A 20,641-nucleotide genomic window follows, 5' to 3' on the forward strand; every position below is an offset into this window, starting at 1 on the left:
GTTTCACTCCCTGTCTTCTTTGTTCGTCTAAGCGAAGTGGCAGCTCACCGAGCCGTAGGCGCCATAGTCGGCCTGGATTGTGTCGCCCTTGCGGGTCTCGATCGGACGGATGAAGGAGCCGGCAAGCACGACCTGACCGGGCTCCAGCGCGAGGCCAAGCGGCGCGATCTTGTTCGCAAGCCAGGCCACAGCGGTTGCAGGATGATTGAGCACGCCGGCGGCAAGGCCGGTCTCCTCGAGCTGGCCGTTCTTGAAACAGAGCGCACCGATCCAGCGCAGGTCGGCATCGAGCGGACGGATCGGCCGCCCCCCGAGCACGATGCCGGCATTCGCCGCGTTGTCGGCGATGGTGTCGAAAATCTTTCGCGTCGCTTTCGTCCTGGAATCGACGCGTTCGATCCGCGTATCCAAGATCTCCAGCGCCGGCACCACGAAGTCGGTGGCATTGAGCACGTCGAACAACGTGCAGTCGGGGCCGGCGAGCCGCTTGCTCATGACGAAGGCGAGCTCGGCCTCGACGCGCGTCGCGATGAAGCGCTCGGTTGGAACGAGGCCACCATCGGCGAAGAACATGTCGTCGAGCAGCACGCCGGAATCCGGCTCGTCGATATTGAGCGCGCTCTGCATCGCCTTGGAGGTCAGGCCGATCTTGTGGCCCTTGACGATGCGCCCCTCCGCGATCTTGACGTCGACCCAGGCCTTCTGAATCGCGTAGGCATCGGCGATGGTGATCTTGGGGAAATCCTGCGAGAGCTGGCGGATCTGCGTGCGGGTCTTCTCCGCCTGGTGCAGACGCCTCGCGCAGGCCTGGATATCGTCGTTGGAAAGCGCCATTCGTGTTCTTACAAATCGTGGTGCCGGGAGATACTTAACATGTTAAGTGAATGCGTCAAACAGAATCTGGGTTTGCTGCACTGCAAACGTTTTGCGGTCTGAAAGGGCGTCATGACCAAGAGACCGGCCGATCCCACGAATGGAAGCGCGCCAGCCGCGCGGCAAGTGCCGATGCGCGACTTCTCGCGCTCGCTGCCGATGTCGCTGCTCAGGGCGCGCGAGGCCGTGATGCGGCAGTTCCGTCCCTCGCTGCGCGAGCACGGTCTCACCGAGCAGCAATGGCGCATCCTGCGCGCGCTGGCGTCCATCGAGGCCGCCGAGGTCACGGAACTCGCGCGCACCGCGTTCCTGCTCGGCCCGAGCCTGTCGCGCATCCTGCGCGATCTCGAGGCGCGCAACCTGATCGAGCGCAAGACGGCGAAGGCGGACCAGCGCCGCAGCATGGTCTCGATCTCGAAGGAGGGCGTCAAGCTGATGGCCGCCGTGGCACCGACCTCGGAGGCGATCTACGCGGAGATCACCAGCCGCTTCGGCGCCCGCAAGCTCGCCGAATTGCAGGAGATGCTGGGCGAGCTCGAACAGAGTCTCGCTGGCCTCGGCGCCGGCAACGAGGCAAGTGCCGAGGAGTGACAGCAGATATGCGCTCCCGCGCGGCAACTGTCGTGGACATGGCCGCTTTTTTTCGCTCAAAGTGCCGCCCAAGCCGATCGCTCGAAAGTCGGCGCCGGGACGGATGAGGCCCCCTTGCCGGATGACATCTTGCGTCATCGCGAGCGTAGCGCGGCGATCGGGTTCGCGGTAATAACGGCGCCGCCTGTCGCGGCGCTCGTCATGGTGACGACGGTCCAAACAACAAAGAAGGAAGGCAACGTGGCGAACAAAGTCAAAGAGATCTGGAAGTCGGGCAAGGCCGTGGTCAATGCGTGGCTGGCTATTCCCTCCGGCTTCTCGGCCGAGATGGTCGCGCAATGCGGCTTCGACAGCGTCACGGTCGACATGCAGCACGGCGTGCAGGACTATCTCTCGATGGTGCAGTGTTTCCAGGCCATGGACAAGCACCCGGTGACCCCGATGGTCCGCGTGCCCTGGAACGAGCCCGGCATCATCGGCAAGGTGCTCGATGGCGGCGCCTATGGCGTGATCTGCCCGATGGTCAACACGCCGCAGGAAGCCCGGAACCTCGTCTCCTATGCGAAATATCCGCCGAAGGGCGTGCGCTCCAACGGCCCGATCCGCGCCGGCATGTACGGCACCGCCGGCTCCTACCAGAAGACGGCCAACGACGAGATCGTGCTGCTGCCGATGATGGAGACCCGGACCGCGGTCGAGAACATGGAAGCGATCCTCGACGTCGAAGGCATCGACGGCGTCTATATCGGGCCGTCCGATCTCGGCTTCTCCTACGGCCTCGAGCCCAAGCTCGACCGCAGTGAGCCCGAGATCCTTGCGATCTACGAGAAGATCATCAAGGAATGCGGCAAGCGCGGCCTCAATCCCGGCATCCATTGCAGCGGCGCGGAAGGCGCGGCACGCGCCATCAACATGGGCTTCAAGCTGGTGACGCTCTCGAACGAGGTCGGCCTGATGACGACCTATGCCAAGATGCAGGTCAACGCGACCCGCAAGGATTCGGCCGGCAAGGCCTAAGCTCTCGTGTCCCGGACGCGATGCGGTGCGTAGCACCGCTTCGCAGAGCCGGGACCCAGAAGCTTACGAAGACATGATAGATGGACCCCGGCTCAGCAGCGCACCGCTTCGCGCTGCGCAGCGTCCGGGGCACGATAGTTTCGATACAGGAGACCTCCCATGACCATCAGCCCCGTCATCCGCCTCCATCCCGATGATGGCGTGGTGATCGCGCGCGCGAGCCTTCCGCCGGGAACGGTGGTGGCCGACGGCGTGACCACGGTCGATCGCATTCCCTCCGGCCACAAGATCGCGATCAAGCCCATCGCCGTCGGTGAGCCGGTGATCCGCTACGGCCAGATCATCGGCTTTGCGACCATCCCGATCGCGCCGGGCCAGCACGTGCACGTGCAGAATTGCGGCATGGGCGACTTTGCCAAGGACTACGCCTATTGCGCCGACGTCAAGCCGACGCCGAACTTCGACCTGCCGGCGACCTTCGAAGGCATCCGCCGCCCGGACGGCCGCGTCGCCACGCGCAACTATATCGGCATCCTCACCTCGGTGAACTGCAGCGCGCATGTCGCAAGCCTCGTCGCCGACGTCTTCAAGAAGAATCCCTTCACCGGCGACAATCCGCTGGCCGACTTCCCCAACGTCGACGGCGTGGTCGCGCTGACCCACAAGACCGGCTGCGGCATGACGCAGAACGAGCCGCTGGCGCTGCTCCGCCGCACGCTCGGCGGCTATGCGCGGCACGTCAATTTCTCCCATGTCATCGTGCTCGGCCTCGGCTGCGAGGTGAACCAGATCGGCGGCCTGATGGAAGAGCAGAAGCTCGCGGGACGCCTGCGCGCGATGGACATCCAGGAGGTCGGCGGCACCCGCAAGACGGTCGAAGCGGGCATCGCCTTCGTGCGCGAGGCGCTCGCTGACGCCAACAAGGTCAAACGCGAGACGGTGCCGGCGAGCGAGCTCACCGTGGCGCTGCAATGTGGCGGCTCCGACGGCTATTCCGGCGTGTCGGCCAATCCGGCGCTGGGCGCCGCCAGCGATCTCGTGGTCCGCCACGGCGGCACCGTGATCCTGTCGGAAACGCCCGAGACCTACGGTGCCGAGCATCTTCTCACGCGCCGCGCCGTCAGCCGCGAGGTCGGCGAGAAGCTGGTCGACCTCATGCGCTGGTGGGACGAGTACACGACGCGCGAAGGCGCCGAGATGAACGCCAATCCGAGCCCCGGCAACAAGGCCGGCGGCCTCACCACCATCCTTGAAAAGTCGCTCGGCGCGATGGCGAAGGCCGGCACCACCAACCTCGTCGAGGTGCTGCGCTACGCCGAGCCGGTGACCAAGCGGGGCTTCGTGTTCATGGACACGCCGGGCTACGACCCCGTCGCAGCGACAGGGCAGGTCGCCGGCGGTGCCAACCTCGTCTGCTTCACCACGGGGCGCGGCAGCGTGTTCGGCTGCAAGCCGGCGCCCTCGATCAAGCTCGCCACCAACACGCCGATGTACAAGCGTATGGAAGAGGACATGGACGTCAATTGCGGCACCATCCTCGAAGGCGAGGAGAGCGTCGAGCAGTGCGGCAAGCGCATCTTCGACCTCATCCTCAAGACGGCGTCCGGCCAGCCGACCAAGAGCGAGAGCTTCGATTTCGGCGGCGCCGAGTTCGCGCCCTGGGTGCTGGGCGCGACGATGTAACGGTGCCGATGCACCTCGATGCAGGACGCCGACACCTACGTAGTCATACGTAGGTGTCATATGACCGCGGGAGTCCCCGCGGTCACTCGGGATTAACATTTCGCACCGTAATCGTGAGGCGATGCGGGCTACCCTTCGAGGGCGCTGCCCTTCGACAGGATTCGTCAACGATGACGCGTGCGATACGGCCGACTGGCGTGGAAAATCTCCTCGGTGAGGAGGAGCTGATCGTGTCCAAGACCGATCTCAAGGGCCGCATCACCTACGCCAACGACGTCTTCATCCGCATGGCGAAATACTCTTACGCCGAGCTGATGGGCGCGCCCCACAGCCTGATCCGCCATCCCGACATGCCGCGCGCCGTGTTCAAGCTGCTCTGGGATACGCTGCAGTCCAGGCAGGAGATATTCGCCTACGTCGTCAATCTGGCGAAGGACGGCAGCCATTACTGGGTGTTCGCCCACGTCACGCCGACCTTCGACGAACGCGGCAACATCGTCGGCTATCACTCCAACCGTCGCAAGCCCGATCCGGCGCAGATCGAGCGGATCAAGCCGATCTACAAGACGCTGTGCGCGGAAGAAGCGCGGCACGCCAATGCCAGGGACGGCATGCATGCGAGCTTCGAGGCGATGGTCGGACTGCTCAAGCAACAGGGTGTCGGTTACGATGAATTTGTGCTCTCTCTCTAAGGCGCAGGGAGCGACCGCGCTCGCGTGTGGTCTTGCCGTCGTTGCATTCGGACTCTCGCTTCTCGGTGTGATCGGCATTGCCGGTGCTGCTTTGCTTGGTACGACGGTGGTGCTGCTCGGCTACGCCGTCTGGTGCCAGCATCGCACGGCGGTGGCCGTCGATGAGGTCGCCGATGTCTGCCGCAAGGCGGCGCATGGCGATCTCGAGGCGCGCATCCTCAGTGAGCGGCAGGCCGGGCGGATCGGCTCGATCCAGAAGTCGGTCAACGACATGCTCGACATCACCGATGCCTTCCAGCGCGAAGCTTCGGCATCGATGGAGTATGCCAGCCGCGGCAAGTATTTCCGCAAGATCCTGGCGCGCGGGCTGCCCGGCTCGTTCCGCCGTTCGGCCGTCGTCATCAATTCCGGCACCGACAGCCTCGGCCGCCGTGTCGTCGAGATCGCCGATCTCGCAAAACAGTTCGGCACGCATCTCGACGGCGTCGCCGGCACGCTGATGGGCGCAGCGACCGATCTCGAATCCGACGCCCACCAGATGGCAGCGGCAGCCGACAAGACCAGCCGGCAGACCTCCGGCGTGCTCAGCGCCTCCGACCAGGCCTCGCGTAACGTCGCCACCGTCGCCAGCGCGGCGGAGCAGCTCGCATCGTCGATCGCCGAGATCGGCCGCCAGGTGACCGGCTCGACCGCGAGCACGGGGCGGGCGGTGAACGAAGCCAATCGCGCCGGCAGCGAGATCCGCGCGCTCGCGGACGCGGCGATGCGGATCGGCGACGTCGTCAAGCTGATCAGCGAGATCGCCTCGCAGACCAATCTCCTCGCGCTCAACGCCACCATCGAGGCGGCGCGGGCAGGCGAGGCCGGTCGCGGCTTTGCGGTGGTGGCCTCCGAGGTCAAGAGCCTCGCCAACCAGACCGCGAAGGCGACTGAGGAGATCAGCGCCAAGGTCGGCGAGATGCAGCAATCGACCACCAATTCGGTCGCGGCCGTCGAGGCCATCGCGCAGACCATCGCCGAGATCAACGGCATCACCGCCTCGATCGCGACCTCGATCGAGCAGCAGGGCTTTGCCACCCGCGAGATCGCCCGCAACGTCCAGGAAGCCTCGGCCGGCACCTCCCAGGTCTCCTCCAACGTCACAGGCATCAGCGATGCCGCCGCCGACACCGGCCGCGTCGCCAGCCGCGTCAACAGCGCCTCCGAGCGCGTCCACGGCGAAGTCGAGACGCTGAGGCGCGAGGTCACGCAGTTCCTGCAGCGGCTGACCTCGGCGGCGTAGGGCTTTCTCACGAGTCGTAGGGTGGGCAAAGGCGCACTTGCGCCGTGCCCACGTCTTCGCATCAATTGGGCAAAGGCGTGGGCACGCTTCGCTTTGCCCACCCTACGGATACTGCCCGCGTAGCCCGGATGGAGCGTAGCGCAATCCGGGGCGGTCCATCCGCGGACGAAGGATCCCGGATTACGCTTCGCTCCATCCGGGCTACGGGACGACTGCGGATACTTCCTAGGCACCCTCTGCCCGTTGTTAGTGCTTGATCGCATTGACGTCAGGTGTTCTGCTCAAAAAAGCTGCTGGAGCACCGCACACCGTGTCGATCTACGTCGCATTACACCACGTCACGCACTACAAATACGACCGCCCGATCGATCTTGGCCCGCAGACCATCCGCCTGCGGCCGGCGCCGCACACGCGCACGCCGGTCCTGAGCTATTCGCTCAAGGTCACGCCATCAAATCACTTCGTGAACTGGCAGCAGGACCCGCAAGGCAACTGGCTCGCCCGCTACGTCTTCCCGGAGAAGACCACCGAGCTGAAATTCGAGGTCGACTTCACGGCGCAGATGACCACGGTCAACCCGTTCGACTTCTTCGTCGAGCCCTATGCCGACAGCTTTCCGTTCGACTATCCGAAGGACCTGAAGACGGAGCTCGCGCCGTATCTCGAGACCATCAAGCCCGACCGCCTGTTCGCGAAATTTCTCGACACGATCCCGCACGAGGCGCCCAACACCGTCAACTTCCTGGTCGATCTCAATCGCGAGCTGCAGAAGAAGGTCAGCTACATCATCCGCATGGAGCCCGGCGTGCAGACTCCGGAGGAGACGCTCGCCTCCGGCGCTGGATCATGCCGCGATTCCGCCTGGCTGCTGATCCAGACGCTGCGCCATCTCGGCCTCGCCGCGCGCTTCGTCTCGGGCTATCTGATCCAGATCCGTCCTGACATCGATCCGATCGAGGGACCGCCCGAGGTGGAGAACGATTTCACCGACCTGCACGCCTGGGCCGAGGTCTATCTGCCGGGCGCAGGCTGGATCGGGTTCGACGCCACCTCCGGCATGCTCGCGGGCGAGGGCCACATCCCGGTCGCCGCCACGCCGCATTATCGCTCGGCCGCGCCGATTTCGGGCGGTGCCGGCTTTGCCGAGGTCGAATTCGCCTTCGACATGAGCGTCAGGCGCATCCGCGAGGCGCCGCGCATCACAAAGCCGTTCTCCGATGAATCCTGGGCGCGGCTCAACGATCTCGGCGAGCAGGTCGACGGCGATCTCGCCGCGCAGGACGTGCGGCTCACCATGGGCGGCGAGCCGACCTTCGTCTCGGTCGACGATCTCGAAGCGGCGGAGTGGAATACGGAGGCGGTCGGTCCCACCAAGCGGGCGCTCGCGGACGATCTGATCCGCCGCCTGCGCACGCGCTTCGGGCCCGGTGGGCTACTGCATTACGGCCAGGGCAAATGGTATCCCGGCGAGAGCCTGCCGCGCTGGGCCTTCGGGCTCTACTGGCGCAAGGACGGCGTGCCGATCTGGAAGAACGCCGATCTCATCGCCAAGATCGAAAATCCGCGGCCCGCGCAGGTGAAGGACGCCGAGACCTTCATGGAAGGTACGGCGGCGCGGCTCGGCCTCGATCCCGGCTACATCATGCCGGCCTACGAGGACACAGCGCTTTGGCTACAGAAGGAAGCCGAGCTCCCCGTCAACGTCGATCCGACCGACTCCAAATTGTCCGACCCGGAGGCGCGTGCGCGCATAGCGCGGGTGTTCGAGCAGGGCCTCAACACGCCGCGCGGCTTCGTGCTGCCGGTGCAGCGCTGGAACGCGCCGCCGCGCTGGCGCAGCGAGCGCTGGCAACTCCGGCGCAATCACCTGTTCCTGACACCGGGCGATTCACCGCTCGGCCTGCGCCTGCCGATCGGTTCGCTCGGCTACGTTCCGCCCAACCAATATCCCTACATCATCGAGCGCGACCCGATGGAGCCGCGCGGCAAGCTGCCGGTGTTCACCCTCGCGGCGCGCCCGGAAGCGCCGCCCAGGGTTGCGCCCGAGCACCTCAACACATCCGTCCCGGTCCGCACCGCGATGTCGGTCGAGGTCCGCGATGGCGTGCTCTGCGCCTTCATGCCGCCGGTCGAGCGCATCGAGGATTATCTCGAACTGATCGCGGCGCTTGAAGCCACCGCCGAGGAGATGCAGCTCCAGGTCCATGTCGAGGGCTATCCGCCGCCGTTCGACCCGCGCATCGAGGTCATCAAGGTGACGCCCGACCCCGGAGTCATCGAGATCAACATTCAGCCGGCCAAGAGCTGGCGCGATGCGGTCGAGATCACCTCCGGCCTCTATGAGGATGCCGGCAAGGTGCGTCTCGGTGCCAACCGCTTCCTGGTCGACGGCCGCCACACCGGCACCGGCGGCGGCAATCATGTCGTGGTCGGCGGCTCGAGCCCGCAGGACTCGCCGTTCCTGCGCCGTCCGGATCTGCTCAAGAGTCTCGTGCTGTACTGGCAGCGCCATCCCTCGCTGTCCTATTTCTTCTCGGGCCTCTTCATCGGCCCGACCAGCCAGGCGCCGCGCATCGACGAGGCGCGTCACGACAGCATCTACGAGCTCGAGATCGCGCTCTCGCACGTGCCGCCGCCCGGCTACCAGACGCCGCTATGGCTGGTGGACCGGCTGTTCCGGCACCTGCTCGTCGACATCACCGGCAACACCCACCGCGCCGAGATATGCATCGACAAGCTCTATTCGCCGGAAGGGCCGACCGGCCGCCTCGGCCTCGTCGAATTCCGCGCGCTCGAAATGCCGCCGGATCCGCGCATGTCGCTGGCGCAGCAGCTCCTGATCCGCGCGCTGATCGCAAAGTTCTGGCGCGAGCCGCAAGCCGGCAAGTTCGTGCGCTGGGGCACGGCGCTGCATGACCGCTTCATGCTGCCGCATTTCATCTGGGAGGATTTTCAGGACGTGCTCTCCGAGCTCAAGCAGTTCGGCTATCCGTTCGAGCCGGAATGGTATCTGGCCCAGCTCGAATTCCGCTTTCCCGCCTTCGGCCGTGTCCATCATGGCGGCGTGACGCTGGAGCTGCGGCAGGCGCTGGAGCCGTGGCACGTGCTCGGCGAGGAGGGCTCGGCCGGCGGCACCGTGCGCTATGTCGATAGCTCGGTCGAGCGGCTCCAGGTCAAGGCGGAGGGCTTTGTCGAGGGCCGCCACATCGTCACCTGCAACGGCCGCCGCCTGCCAATGACCTCGACTGGCCGCTCGGCGGAGGCCGTGGCCGGCGTCCGCTTCAAGGCCTGGCAGCCGGCCTCCGGCCTGCACCCGACCATTCCGGTCCACGCACCGCTGACTTTTGACCTCATAGATACCTGGAACGGCCGCTCGCTCGGCGGCTGCGTCTACCACGTCGCCCATCCCGGTGGGCGCAACTACGACACCAAGCCGGTCAACACCTATGAGGCCGAGGCGCGGCGGCTGGCGCGCTTCCAGGACCACGGCCATACCCCGGGTCCGATGCAGCCGCCGCCCGAGGAACGCACAAATGAATTTCCGCTGACCCTCGACTTGCGGACCCCGCTCCTGCAATGAGTATGAGGGTGGGGGAGGGAAAGGCCCATGGGCGAGGGCGCAGCCGAAGACAACGACCAGGCGGGCAGGGCACAGGCCCGGCAGCGGATCGCGCAATGGGTTCGCGACTATAGCCGTCTGCCGGGTATTCCCGACGAGTTCCTTGGGCCTGACGGTGGGCCGCGCGCGGTCTGGAGCCGCTTCTTCGACGCCTTCGCCGCGCTCGCGCCCGACGAGATCGAGCGGCGCTTCGGCATGGCCGACCGTCACCTCCGCGAGGCCGGCGTCACCTACCGCGCCCCCGGCGACAGCGCCGACCGGCCCTGGTCGCTGAGCCATCTGCCGCTGCTGATCGACGAGGCCGACTGGCAGCAGCTCTGCGCCGGCATCACCCAGCGCGCCGAGCTGCTCGAGCTCGTGCTGCGCGACATCTATGGCGAGGGGCGCCTCGTTGCGGAAGGCGCGCTGCCCGCGGCCGCGATCGCCGGCAGCCCCGAATATCTCCGCCCCGTCTGCGGCGTGCCGCCGCCCGGCGGGCGCTACCTCTCGATCTATGCTGCCGATGTCGGCCGCGGTCCCGACGGGCGCTGGTGGGTGCTCGGCGACCGCACCCAGGCGCCGTCAGGCGCGGGCTACGCGCTGGAGAACCGCCTGGTGCTCTCGCGCGCCTTCTCAGATCTCTACAAGTCGATGAACGTGCCGCGCGTTGCCCCGTTCTTCGAGGCATTCCGCGACAGTCTGCGGGCGCGCGCCGATCGCGACGAGCCGCGGATCGGCGTGCTGACGCCCGGCAGCTTCAGCGAGACCTATTTCGAGCATGCGACGCTGGCGCGCTATCTCGGCTTCCTCCTGGTCGAGGGCGACGATCTCGCCGTCAGCGACAATCGCATCCACATCCGCACCGTCGCCGGTCTGAAGCGGCTCGACGTGCTCTTGCGCCGCGTCGATTCCAACTCGCTCGATCCGCTCGAGCTCGACGCCTCCTCGCGGCTCGGCGTACCCGGTCTGATCGACGTGCTGCGCAAGGACGGCGTCGTCGTCGCCAATATGCCGGGCTCGGGCGTCTTGGAGGCGCGGGCGATGCTCGGCTTCCTGCCGGCGCTGAGCCGCCGCCTGCTCGGCGAAGAGCTGAAGATGCCGCACATCGCGACCTGGTGGTGCGGCCAGCGCAGCGCGCGCGACGAGGTGTTGTCGCGGCTCGACGAGGTCGCGATCGAGGGCGCCTATCGCCGCGGCGTTCCCGGCTTCTATTCGAGCGGCCCGGTGCTGGCGAGCGAGCTCGATGCCGCCGGGCGCCAGCGCCTGATCGACGCCATCGCCGCGCGCGGCATGGACTATGTCGGCCAGGAGGTGGTGCGGCTCTCGACCATGCCGGTGTGGGAGCAGGGCCAGATCACGCCGCGTCCCTTCGTGCTGCGCGTGTTCGCAGCCGCCACGGCCGACGGCTGGGCCATCATGCCCGGCGGCTTCTGCCGGATCGCCGAGCAGGCCGACGCGCCCGCGGTGTCGATGGGCGACGGTGCCCGCGCCGCCGACGTCTGGGTGGTCTCCGACAAGCAGGTCTCGACCGCGACGCTCTTGCCCGCGACCGACAAGGTCCGCATCCGCCGCATCGCCGGCGTGCTGCCGAGCCGCGCCGCCGACAATCTGTTCTGGCTCGGCCGCTATCTCGAACGCGCCGAGGCGACGCTGCGCCTGGTGCGCGCGCTGGGATCGCCCAGCGGGCCCAACAAGGGCACCGCGGCCTCGCTGCAATCGTCCGAACGCATCCAGCGCATACTGGTGGCCTGGGGCGCGATCTCGCAGACCTCGCGCGCGGCATCCGGGCGCATCATCGCCGAAGCGTTGCAGAGCGAGGCGCGCTTCGGCTCGGCGCTGTCGCTGGTGCGCGCGGCGCAGCGCACCGCGACGTCCTTGCGCGAGCGGCTGTCGCCGGATGCCTGGCAGGTCATCACCGAGATGGCCGAGCGGCTCGCTTACGAGGTCGACGACGACGACAGCGTGCTCAGCGCCGCCGAGTTGACCCTGCAGGAGCTGGCGAGCTTTGCGGGCCTTGCGCAGGAGAACATGAACCGCGCCGCCGGCTGGCGTTTCCTCGACATCGGCCGCCGCACCGAGCGTGCCATCAACACCACGCGCTTTGCACGTCAATTTGCATATGACGAGGCCGGCGACGAGGATCTCGACATCCTGCTGACGCTGGTGGATTCGCAGATCACCTACCGCTCGCGCTATTTGCTGGCGCCGATCCTGGCGCCGGTGCGTGACCTCGCGGTGCTCGACAGCTACAATCCGCGCTCGGTGGCGTTCCAGGTCGCGACGCTGAACGAGCACATCGCGGCGCTGCCGAGCCTGAAGGAGCACGGCCTGATCGAGCAGCCGCAGCGGCTTGCCGTGGCGGTGCAGGCGATGCTGGCGACGGCCGAAGCCGAGAAGCTCGAGGTCAAGACGCTGTTCGCGCTGGAGCAGGATCTGCTCAGCCTCGCCGAGGCGATCGGGCTGCACTATTTCCCGCACGGACCCAATGCCAGCCGGCCGGAAAAGCTGACGGGGCTGGCGTGATCTACGACATCCGTCACGTCACGACCTACGAATACGAAAGTCCGGTCAGCTTCGCCCGCTGCACGCTGCGGCTGGAGCCCAGAAGCGGCAACGGCCAGGAGCTGATCTCGCACCGGGTCGAGATCCGTCCGCGCCCGTCCGAGCGCAACGTCCGTCGCGACTTTTTCGGCACGCTGACCGAGAGCGTCGTCATCGAGGCCGCGCATCGAAACTTGCGCATCGACTCTCGCTCGCGCGTCTCCGTCTTGCGCCAGCCGCCGGCGCGCGATGCGGACAGTCCGTCCTGGGAGAGCATTCGCGACATCGCGTTCGAAGCGACCAGCCTCGGGCCGTCCTCGCCGGTCGGCTATGTCTTTGCGAGCCCCCTGGTGCCGGTGCTGCGCCCGGTCAGCGCCTATGCGGCGGAGAGCTTTCCGCCCGGCGAGGGCGTCCTCAAAGGCGCGGTCGATCTCATGCATCGCATTCGCAACCAGTTTCGCTACGACCCCAAGGCCACCGTGATCTCGACGCCGCTGAACGAGGTCTTCGACAAGCGTCACGGGGTCTGCCAGGATTTTGCCCATGTGATGATCGCAGGGCTGCGCGGACTCGGTCTGCCGGCGGCCTATGTCAGCGGTTACTTGCGGACCATTCCGCCGCCGGGCCAGCCGCGCCTGCAGGGCGCCGACGCCACCCATGCCTGGGTGTCGCTGTGGTGCGGGACGGAGCTGGGCTGGGTCGATTTCGACCCGACCAACGATCTTCTGGTCGCGAACGACCATATCGTGCTCGCGGTCGCACGCGACTTCTCCGACGTCTCGCCGGTCGACGGCATCATCGTCGGCTCGCCCAAGCAGAAGCTCGGCGTCGCCGTCGACGTGCTGCTGGTGGAGTGACGGCGCGCTCCGCCGTCCTGGCCGCGAAGACGATGCAGGCGCATGCGCCAGGCTGCGGTGCATTGCGCCAGCCTTGCGCTGACGTCCGATAAAGCGAATTTGATTTCCGCGCCTGGGCGGAGCCCAAGACCGGTCGGGTCCGGCTGTGTCGAGCCGTGACCGCAACCACGATCTCGCAGGGCACAAGAGTAACTTAATTTACGGATTTTGCGCCCGGGATTTGGTCCCTCGGCCCAAGTTGGGCTATGCTGGCCCTCGCGTCGAGGACAACAATGGGACGTCGGGAGCTGGCGTGGGACACCACCGACAAGCGGGGCTGCATCCATGATGACGTTGCCAAGACTGGCGGCTGAATCCCTGGAGAAGTTGCTGGGCACGTTCATGCGTCGGCGGTACGACGAGGACTCTGCAAGGATTGTAGAGGGGGCGACGCGTACGGCACTTGAGTGCATTGGCAACAGTGACGCGCTCTACCACAATATCGAGCATACCATGCTGGTGACGCTCGCGGGCCAGGCGATCCTCCAGGGCCGCCATCTGCATGCGCACCTCTCGGCGGAGGATTACACCCACATCCTGGTCGCCTGCCTCGCCCATGACATCGGCTATGTCCGAGGCCTGTTCGAGGAGGATGACGAGGACGGCTTCGTGATCGATGCGGCCGGGACCAAGGTCTCGTTGCCGCGCGGTGCATCGGATGCCAGTCTCATGATGTATCACGTTGATCGGTCGAAGCTTTACGTAGAGCAGCGGCTTCAGCCCGTCGAAGGCCTCGACAGTGAGCGCATTGCCCGCGCCATCGAGGGAACGCGTTTTCCGGCCCGCGAGGGTCAGGACTACGACGAGGACGCCTCGATCCTGCGCGCCGCCGATTTCATCGGCCAGCTCGGCGATCCCAATTATCTGCGCAAGGCCAATGCGCTCTACTACGAGTTTGAGGAAGTGGGCATGAACCGGCAGCTCGGCTACGACTCGCCCGCCGACATCGTGAACCGCTATCCACAATTCTACTGGAACAGCGTCGCCCCGCACATCCAGACCGAGATCGGCTATCTCAACAAGACCGAGATCGGCCGGCAGTGGATCGCCAATCTCTACAGCAACGTGTTTCGCGCCGAACGCGACATCTCGCTGTCCGGGCCGCAGAAGTAGGGCTCTTGTAGCCCGGATGAGCGAAGCGATATCCGGGGTCGGCGGCGCGAAGTCCCGGATGTCGCTTCGCTCATCCGGGCTACAAATGTCCGACTCCGTGAGCAAACTATGCAACAAAAAACCATCACCACGGATGTCCTCGACATCGCCTATCTCGACTACGGCGCGCCCGACGGCTGGCCCTGCATCATGGGCCACGGCTTTCCCTATGACGTGAACGCCTATGCCGCGGCCGCGCCGATCATCGCGCAGGCGGGCGCGCGCGTGCTGGTGCCCTGGCTGCGCGGCTACGGGCCGACGCGTTTCCGCTCCAACGCAACACCGCGCTCCGGCGAGCAGGCCGCGCTGGGCGCCGATCTGCTCGCCTTCATGGACGCGCTTCGCATCGAACGCGCAATCGTCGGTGGCTACGACTGGGGCGGACGCGCGGCCTGCGTGGTCTCTGCGTTGTATCCCGAGCGCGTCGTCGGGCTCGTCTCCGGCAATTCCTACAACATCCAGAACATCGCCCGATCCATGGAGCCGGCCTCACCGGCGGAGGAGGCCGCGCTCTGGTATCAATATCTCTTCCACAACGAGCGCGGCCGCCGCGCGCTGGAACGCAACCGGCGCGGCTTCGCCCGCCAGCTCTGGTCGATGTGGTCGCCGACATGGGCCTTCGACGATCCGACGTTCGAGAACAGCGCTGTGTCCTTCGACAACCCCGACTTCGTCGACGTCGTGATCCACTCCTATCGCCACCGCTATGCGCTGGTCGAAGGCGATCCCGCCTATGCCGCGATCGAAGAAAAGCTCGCCGCGCAACCTCCGATCCGCGTCCCGACCATCGCGATCGACGGCGACAGCGACGGCGTCAATCCCGGCACCGCGCACCATGCGCGCAAGTTCGAGGGCTTCTTCGAGCGCCGCGTGTTCGCCGACGCCGGCCATAATTTGCCGCAGGAGCGGCCGGCCGAATGGGCGCAGGCCGTGCTGGACGTGCGCGCAGCCGGGTCCTGATTTTCGCGATCGCGGGAACTTTTCGCTCATCCCGCCGTCCAATTCCTGAGTTGCGCGTGAGGCTGTCAGGAGGTGACCATGAGCGAGGACAAGAAGCCAAGCGGGCCGGATCTGACCACGGGCGTATCGCTCGCCGACTTCAAGGACGGCAAGCTGCTCGGCCATGTCGGGGACGAAGACGTCCTGCTGGTGCAGGCCGGCGGCGAGATCTTTGCGATCGAGCCCGCCTGCAGCCACTATCACGGTCCGCTCGCCGAAGGCCTGGTCGTGGACGACACCATCCGCTGCCCCTGGCATCACGCCTGCTTCTCCTTGCGCACAGGCGAGGCTAGTCGTCCGCCGGCATTGAATGCGCTGGCGGTGTGGGAGGTGACACGGGACCAGGACAGGATTCTGGTTCAGCGCAAGCGTGAGGCGCCGAAGCCGTCGGCAGCGCATCGTACTGCGCCGACATCCGAAAAGTTCGTCATCGTCGGCGGCGGCGCCGCAGGCTTCGCCGCGGCCGAGACGCTCCGGCGCGAAGGCTTTGCCGGCGCCATCACCATGCTGAGCAACGACGGCGCGATGCCGGTTGACCGGCCCAATCTCTCCAAGGATTACCTTGCCGGCAACGCGCCGGAGGACTGGCTGCCGCTGCGGGGCGAGGACTACTATCAGAGCGCCGGCATCGATCTCAGGCTCAGCACGAACGTTGCGGCGATCGATCCAAGAGCACGCAGCGTGACCCTCGGCAATGGCGACAAGCTGCCATTCGACCGCTTGCTGCTCGCGACCGGCGCCGAGCCCATCAAGCTGCAGATCCCGGGCGCGGAGCAGCCGCACGTCCATACCTTGCGCTCCGTCGCCGACAGCCGCGCCATCCTCAAGGCCGCCGGCAGCGCGAAGCGTGCTTTGGTGATCGGCGCCAGCTTCATCGGCCTGGAAGTTGCGGCGTCCTTGCGAGCGCGCAAGCTGGAGGTGCATGTCGTCGCGCCCGAGGAGCGACCGATGCAGAAGGTGCTCGGGTCCGAGATGGGCGACTTCATTCGCACGCTGCATGAAGAGAATGGCGTCAACTTCCACCTCGAGGACACGGTGGAGAGGCTCGAGGGTAGCCGCGCCACGCTGAAGAGCGGCGCCGTCATCGAGGCAGACCTGGTCGTGGTCGGCATCGGCGTCAGGCCGCGCCTTGCGCTGGCCGAGCAGGCGGGGCTTGCCGCCGATCGCGGCGTCAGCGTGACTGAATTTCTCGAAACCAGCGTCGCTGGCATCTTCGCCGCCGGCGACATCGCGCGCTGGCCCGATCCGCATTCGCGGCACACCATCCGCGTCGAGCATTGGGTGGTGGCGGAGCGCCAGGGCCAGACCGCGGCGCGCAACATGCTCGGCAGGCGCGAACGCTTCGACGCCGTGCCGTTCTTCTGGTCCCAGCACTACGACGTCCCGATCAACTATGTCGGTCACGCCGAGAGCTTCGACGACATCGTCATCGACGGCAGCATTTCCGGCAGGGACTGCCTGCTGAAGTACCGCAAGGGCGGCCACGTGCTTGCCGTCGCTTCAATTTATCGCGATCTGGACAATCTCAGGGCCGAGCTCGAGATGGAGCGCTCGCGCGGCTGATGCACCGCATTCGATCTTGATTTGCGTCAATGTTGCTGCCGGTACGGGTGCTCTGCTGGCTGTCGCCCCGGCACGGTGCGTGCTATTCTGGCGCGTGCCCCCGGGCTAGGCAAGCAGGAGTGGCCGTCATGACCAGTGCTTCGGACACGTCTCATCACCCAAGTCTCGGCTCCGGCATCACGGCGCTGCATGCCAAATGGGGCTGGATCGTCGCGCTCGGCGTCGTCTATCTCATCGCCGGCTTTGTCGCGCTCGGCAGCATGGTGATGGCGACGGTGGCGAGCGTCATCGTGGTCGGCGCCATGATGATCGTCGCGGGCGTCACCGAGATCATCGGCGCGTTCCAGATGAAGAGCTGGGGCAAGTTCCTGATCTGGGCCTTGCTCGGCGTGCTCTACGTGATCGCGGGCTTCCTGACCTTCGAGAATCCGCTGTTCGCGGCCGTCCTGCTGACGCTGTTTCTCGGCGTCTCGCTGATCGCCTCGGGCGCCGTCAGGCTGTTTCTCGCCTTCAGCATGAAGCGCGAGAGTCCGTGGATCTGGGTGGCGCTGTCGGCCGTCATCACGCTGCTGCTTGGCCTGCTGATCGTGGCGCGCTGGCCGGTGAACAGCGTCTATATCCTCGGCCTGTTCCTCGGCATCGATCTGATCATGGCCGGTGCCGGCTGGATCGGCCTCGGCTTCAGTCTGAAGCGGCGCGGCTGAAACCTCCGGCGAAATGCGCGGTGCTGAAGCGCGATCAGATTCGGATGGATCGTCGTCGCGCTTCAGGTTGATGCTTGCGCATGACCTTTCCGGATCATGCTTTAGCGGATCAATCCAGAGGCATCTCGTCGAGCGGCCAGATCGGGCGGCGAACCCTGCGATAGGTGAGGGTCGTGTAGTCATTCGTGGCAAGGCCGCCGCTGTCGGCCAGGATCACCTCCTTGGCCATCGGCCCGAAAGCGGCGCGGAAGTGGTGGGCGGACTTGACCGCGACGACCCGAAACTGCGCCGGCTCCGCGCCGAGAATTCGGAACATTTCCTGATCATAGGTTTGCAGCGTGTTGGTCGACAGGGCGATCGAGATGCCGTTCACCTCGAGCAGGGCGGAGGGGCCGAGCGTCATGGGCTGCCCGGCATTCATCGGTCCCTCGCAGACGAAGGCACCGCCCGACAGCGCGGCGACGCGTCCGGCCAGCGTGAGTGGCGGCCCGTAGCTCGCGGGATCGCGCTTGGCGCCGACAACGACGTCGAGGCTGGCCCCGAGACCTGCGGCATGACAGCGGGCGGCGGCTTCGGGATCGCCGAGGACGCCGAGGAGCACGCCTTTGACGTTCGCCTTCAGCAGCGCCTCCAACAGCCGGACGCCGTCGCCATAGGCGCCTGAACCGGGGTTGTCGCTGTAGTCGGAAATGACAAGGGGACGGGTATCGGCGACATCGGCTGCGGTCTCCACGGCAAGCCTGGTCGCGGTCGGCAAATCATAAACGGCGACAGTGACCTCGGCGCGGCGACGATAGATCTCGTCATAGAGCGTGGCCGCAGCCTGCCGCGCCGCCGTCTCGGCGGCGTTATGCGAGGCATCGTAGGTCACCTGCACGCTGGGGCCGACCTCGGCAATGTCCGAGCGGCTGAAACCCGCGCAGACATCGACCGACAACAGGCCGGGCGTTTGTGCCTCCATGCCTGCTGCGCGCGCCAGGAGATCGCTCATCACGCCGCCCTGGGTTCGTCCGTGATTGCATCCGTCGAGCAGCGGTCCTTGCAGGTGGACGACCTTCGGGCGGATCTTGCCGTCCATCGCCGATTGCAGCAGATCGGCCGCGCGGAGTGCCGTCTCGTATTGGTCGATATGCGGATAGGTCCGGTAGGGCAGCATGATGTTGGCCAGCCGGCCCATGCGTTCGGTGACGTTGGCATGAAGGTCGAGCGTCACCGCGATCGGGATCGTCTCGCCGAGCCGCTTGCGTAATCCTTCCAGCAGCGCACCCTCGGCATCCTCGTCGGTCTCGGTCACCATCGCGCCGTGCAATGCGAGGATGACGCCGTCGAGCGGGCCCGCCTCGCAGGCCTCGTAGACCAGGCGTTGCAGTTCGGCCCAGCAGTCGGCCGTCACCTTGCCGGACGGCGTGGCCGAAGCTGCAATCGGCTGCACCAAGGTCCAGCCGTAGCGTTTGGCCGCAGCCAGATGCCCGGCGATCTCCATCTTGGTGGCGCCGAGCGCGGGGGCGATCTCGGCTCCCAGGAGAAACAGCCGCTTGCGATAATCATCGAGCGTGGTCGGAACGATCGAGAACGTGTTGGTCTCGTGGGCGATCTGCGCGGAGAGCACACGTCGCGTCTGGCTCATGGGGGCTCCTTGTTGTTCATGGAAGCCGCGCCCGATCTCGCGTCCTCACAGGGCATTTCGCTAGCATCGAATCGGGCTGCGTCACCAGCAGCTTGACGCAAGACCGTCATGCAGAACTCCGCTGATCTGGCGCGCTGACAGAAAGCAGCGCGCTGCGCGGCCGGTCCGCTACGTGGCGATAATCATCGGGGAGACACCATGAGAGCCGCTTTGGCCCTGGCCGCAGCTTTGGCTGCCGCCTGCCTGTCCACGCCTGCTTCCGCACAAAAATCCTACGGTCCCGGCGTCAGCGACACCGAGATCAAGATCGGCAACACCATGCCCTATAGCGGGCCGGCCTCGCCGCTCAGCATCACCGGAAAGGTGATCGCGGCCTATTTCGACGAGGTCAACGAGAAGGGCGGCGTCAATGGCCGCAAGCTCAATCTGATCTCGCTGGATGATGCCTTCTCGCCGCCCAAGACCATGGAGGCCGCGCGGCGCCTCGTCGAGGGCGACGGTGTCGCCTTCATCTTCGCCACCATGGGCACTGCGCCGAGCTCGGCGATCGCAAAATATCTCAACAGCAACAAGGTACCCCAGCTCTTCCTGATCAGCTCGGCCTCGAAGTGGAACGATCCCGCCAACATGCCCTGGTCGATGGCGCTGCCCTGGGCGCCGAACTACACCAGCGAGGCCGCGATCGACGTCGCCTATGCCCGCGCCAAGAACCCGAATGCGCGCTTTGCGGTGCTCTATCAGAACGACGACGCCGGCAAGGAATATCTGCGCGGCGTCAGGGAGGCGCTCGGCGCCGACGCCGACAAGGCGATCGCAATGGCCTCCAGTTTCGAGGTTGCCGATCCCACCGTCGATTCCCAGGTCCTGACGCTCGCCAACACCAAGGCCGACGTCTTCATGATCTACTCCGTGACGCCGCGCGCCTGCGCGCAGGCAATCCGCAAGGCGCACGAGGTCGGCTGGCAGCCGACGCGCTTCCTCGCCTCGGGCTGCGCCAACAAGGCGACCGTAATGGCGCCGGCCGGCCTCGATGCCGGCAAGGGCGTGCTGTCGCTCGGCGCCCTCAAGCCGTTCGTCGAGACGCCCAAGGACGACCCGGCGATGACGGCCTATATCGACTTCATGAAGAAGCGCCTGCCCAACGCCGACATCAACAACGTCGCCGGGCTCTACGGCTACACCGTCGCCGAGGCCCTGGTGGTGCTGCTGAAGCAGTGCAAGGACAATCTGACGCGCGAGAACATCATGGCGCAGGCGGCCAACCTGAAGAACGTGCCGCTGTCGCTTCTGATGCCCGGCATCACCCTCAACACCACGCCGCAGGATTTCCGCCCGATCAAGGACGGCTACATGCTGCAGTTCGACGGCAATGACTGGGTCGTGGCGAGCGAGCTGTTGCGCGGGACGTGAGGCGGCGCTCTCT

General features: G+C 66.1%; 15 protein-coding genes. 13 read left to right on the forward strand and 2 right to left on the reverse strand.

Annotated features, from left to right (window positions below):
- Positions 1-27: 27 nt before the first annotated feature.
- A complete protein-coding gene (gene hpaH, locus IQ16_RS05290; protein WP_018648044.1) occupies positions 28-834 on the reverse strand; it encodes a 2-oxo-hept-4-ene-1,7-dioate hydratase in 807 nt (268 codons plus the stop codon).
- Positions 835-945: 111 nt separating this feature from the next.
- On the opposite strand from hpaH, the gene hpaR reads away from it, so the two are divergent.
- The 12 genes from hpaR to IQ16_RS05355 all read left to right on the forward strand — a co-directional run bounded on the left by hpaR (position 946) and on the right by IQ16_RS05355 (position 17,591).
- Positions 946-1,464 carry a homoprotocatechuate degradation operon regulator HpaR gene (hpaR, locus tag IQ16_RS05295; protein WP_145831294.1) on the forward strand — a complete coding sequence of 173 codons (519 nt, stop codon included), beginning with the start codon at positions 946-948 and terminating at the stop codon, positions 1,462-1,464.
- A 240-nt stretch (positions 1,465-1,704) separates the two neighbouring features.
- Positions 1,705-2,481, forward strand: coding sequence for an HpcH/HpaI aldolase family protein (locus tag IQ16_RS05300; protein WP_026312828.1), 777 nt, complete (start codon positions 1,705-1,707; stop codon positions 2,479-2,481).
- 159 nt (positions 2,482-2,640) lie between these two features.
- The gene (locus IQ16_RS05305) at positions 2,641-4,164 is read left to right on the forward strand and encodes a UxaA family hydrolase (protein ID WP_018648041.1); all 1,524 of its coding nucleotides are present in this window, start codon (positions 2,641-2,643) and stop codon (positions 4,162-4,164) included.
- 170 nt (positions 4,165-4,334) lie between these two features.
- A complete protein-coding gene (locus tag IQ16_RS05310) occupies positions 4,335-4,856 on the forward strand; it encodes a PAS domain-containing protein (RefSeq protein ID WP_018648040.1) in 522 nt (173 codons plus the stop codon).
- On the forward strand, positions 4,834-6,138 hold the full coding sequence (locus IQ16_RS05315) for a methyl-accepting chemotaxis protein (protein ID WP_026312827.1): 1,305 nt from the start codon (positions 4,834-4,836) through the stop codon (positions 6,136-6,138). The genes IQ16_RS05310 and IQ16_RS05315 overlap by 23 nt, the downstream gene beginning before the upstream one ends.
- A gap of 310 nt (positions 6,139-6,448) precedes the next feature.
- Entirely contained in the window at positions 6,449-9,718 is a 3,270-nt protein-coding gene (locus IQ16_RS05320) for a transglutaminase family protein (protein ID WP_018648038.1), read from the forward strand.
- Positions 9,719-9,745: 27 nt separating this feature from the next.
- On the forward strand, positions 9,746-12,259 hold the full coding sequence (locus IQ16_RS05325; RefSeq protein WP_018648037.1) for a circularly permuted type 2 ATP-grasp protein: 2,514 nt from the start codon (positions 9,746-9,748) through the stop codon (positions 12,257-12,259).
- Positions 12,256-13,134 carry a transglutaminase family protein gene (locus IQ16_RS05330; protein WP_018648036.1) on the forward strand — a complete coding sequence of 293 codons (879 nt, stop codon included), beginning with the start codon at positions 12,256-12,258 and terminating at the stop codon, positions 13,132-13,134. Before IQ16_RS05325 ends, IQ16_RS05330 begins: the two co-directional genes overlap by 4 nt.
- 324 nt (positions 13,135-13,458) lie before the next feature.
- Positions 13,459-14,286 (forward strand): hypothetical protein, encoded by an 828-nt coding sequence (locus IQ16_RS05340; RefSeq protein WP_026312826.1) that lies wholly within the window; start codon positions 13,459-13,461, stop codon positions 14,284-14,286.
- A gap of 108 nt (positions 14,287-14,394) precedes the next feature.
- A complete protein-coding gene (locus tag IQ16_RS05345; protein WP_018648034.1) occupies positions 14,395-15,285 on the forward strand; it encodes an alpha/beta fold hydrolase in 891 nt (296 codons plus the stop codon).
- Positions 15,286-15,363: 78 nt separating this feature from the next.
- Positions 15,364-16,887, forward strand: coding sequence for an FAD-dependent oxidoreductase (locus IQ16_RS05350; RefSeq protein WP_018648033.1), 1,524 nt, complete (start codon positions 15,364-15,366; stop codon positions 16,885-16,887).
- 128 nt (positions 16,888-17,015) lie between these two features.
- Positions 17,016-17,591, forward strand: a complete 576-nt coding sequence (locus IQ16_RS05355; protein WP_026312825.1) for an HdeD family acid-resistance protein — start codon at positions 17,016-17,018, stop codon at positions 17,589-17,591.
- Between the two features lie 109 nt (positions 17,592-17,700).
- Here IQ16_RS05355 and IQ16_RS05360 read toward each other — a convergent pair whose 3' ends face one another.
- Entirely contained in the window at positions 17,701-19,218 is a 1,518-nt protein-coding gene (locus tag IQ16_RS05360; protein WP_018648031.1) for a M81 family metallopeptidase, read from the reverse strand.
- Positions 19,219-19,416: 198 nt separating this feature from the next.
- Between IQ16_RS05360 and IQ16_RS05365 the strand changes: the two genes are divergently transcribed.
- On the forward strand, positions 19,417-20,628 hold the full coding sequence (locus tag IQ16_RS05365; protein ID WP_026312824.1) for an ABC transporter substrate-binding protein: 1,212 nt from the start codon (positions 19,417-19,419) through the stop codon (positions 20,626-20,628).
- Positions 20,629-20,641: the final 13 nt, after the last annotated feature.

This window comes from Bradyrhizobium huanghuaihaiense, assembly GCF_007830635.1.
Lineage (GTDB): Bacteria > Pseudomonadota > Alphaproteobacteria > Rhizobiales > Xanthobacteraceae > Bradyrhizobium > Bradyrhizobium huanghuaihaiense.

Coding starts and splice junctions, on each gene's coding strand:
- IQ16_RS05350 (WP_018648033.1), top strand. CDS start 15,364: ATGAGCGAGGACAAGAAGCCAAGCGGGCCGGATCTGACCACGGGCGTA.
- IQ16_RS05355 (WP_026312825.1), top strand. CDS start 17,016: ATGACCAGTGCTTCGGACACGTCTCATCACCCAAGTCTCGGCTCCGGC.
- IQ16_RS05360 (WP_018648031.1), bottom strand. CDS start 19,218: ATGAGCCAGACGCGACGTGTGCTCTCCGCGCAGATCGCCCACGAGACC.
- hpaR (WP_145831294.1), top strand. CDS start 946: ATGACCAAGAGACCGGCCGATCCCACGAATGGAAGCGCGCCAGCCGCG.
- hpaH (WP_018648044.1), bottom strand. CDS start 834: ATGGCGCTTTCCAACGACGATATCCAGGCCTGCGCGAGGCGTCTGCAC.
- IQ16_RS05305 (WP_018648041.1), top strand. CDS start 2,641: ATGACCATCAGCCCCGTCATCCGCCTCCATCCCGATGATGGCGTGGTG.
- IQ16_RS05365 (WP_026312824.1), top strand. CDS start 19,417: ATGAGAGCCGCTTTGGCCCTGGCCGCAGCTTTGGCTGCCGCCTGCCTG.
- IQ16_RS05325 (WP_018648037.1), top strand. CDS start 9,746: ATGGGCGAGGGCGCAGCCGAAGACAACGACCAGGCGGGCAGGGCACAG.
- IQ16_RS05340 (WP_026312826.1), top strand. CDS start 13,459: ATGATGACGTTGCCAAGACTGGCGGCTGAATCCCTGGAGAAGTTGCTG.
- IQ16_RS05345 (WP_018648034.1), top strand. CDS start 14,395: ATGCAACAAAAAACCATCACCACGGATGTCCTCGACATCGCCTATCTC.
- IQ16_RS05315 (WP_026312827.1), top strand. CDS start 4,834: ATGAATTTGTGCTCTCTCTCTAAGGCGCAGGGAGCGACCGCGCTCGCG.
- IQ16_RS05310 (WP_018648040.1), top strand. CDS start 4,335: ATGACGCGTGCGATACGGCCGACTGGCGTGGAAAATCTCCTCGGTGAG.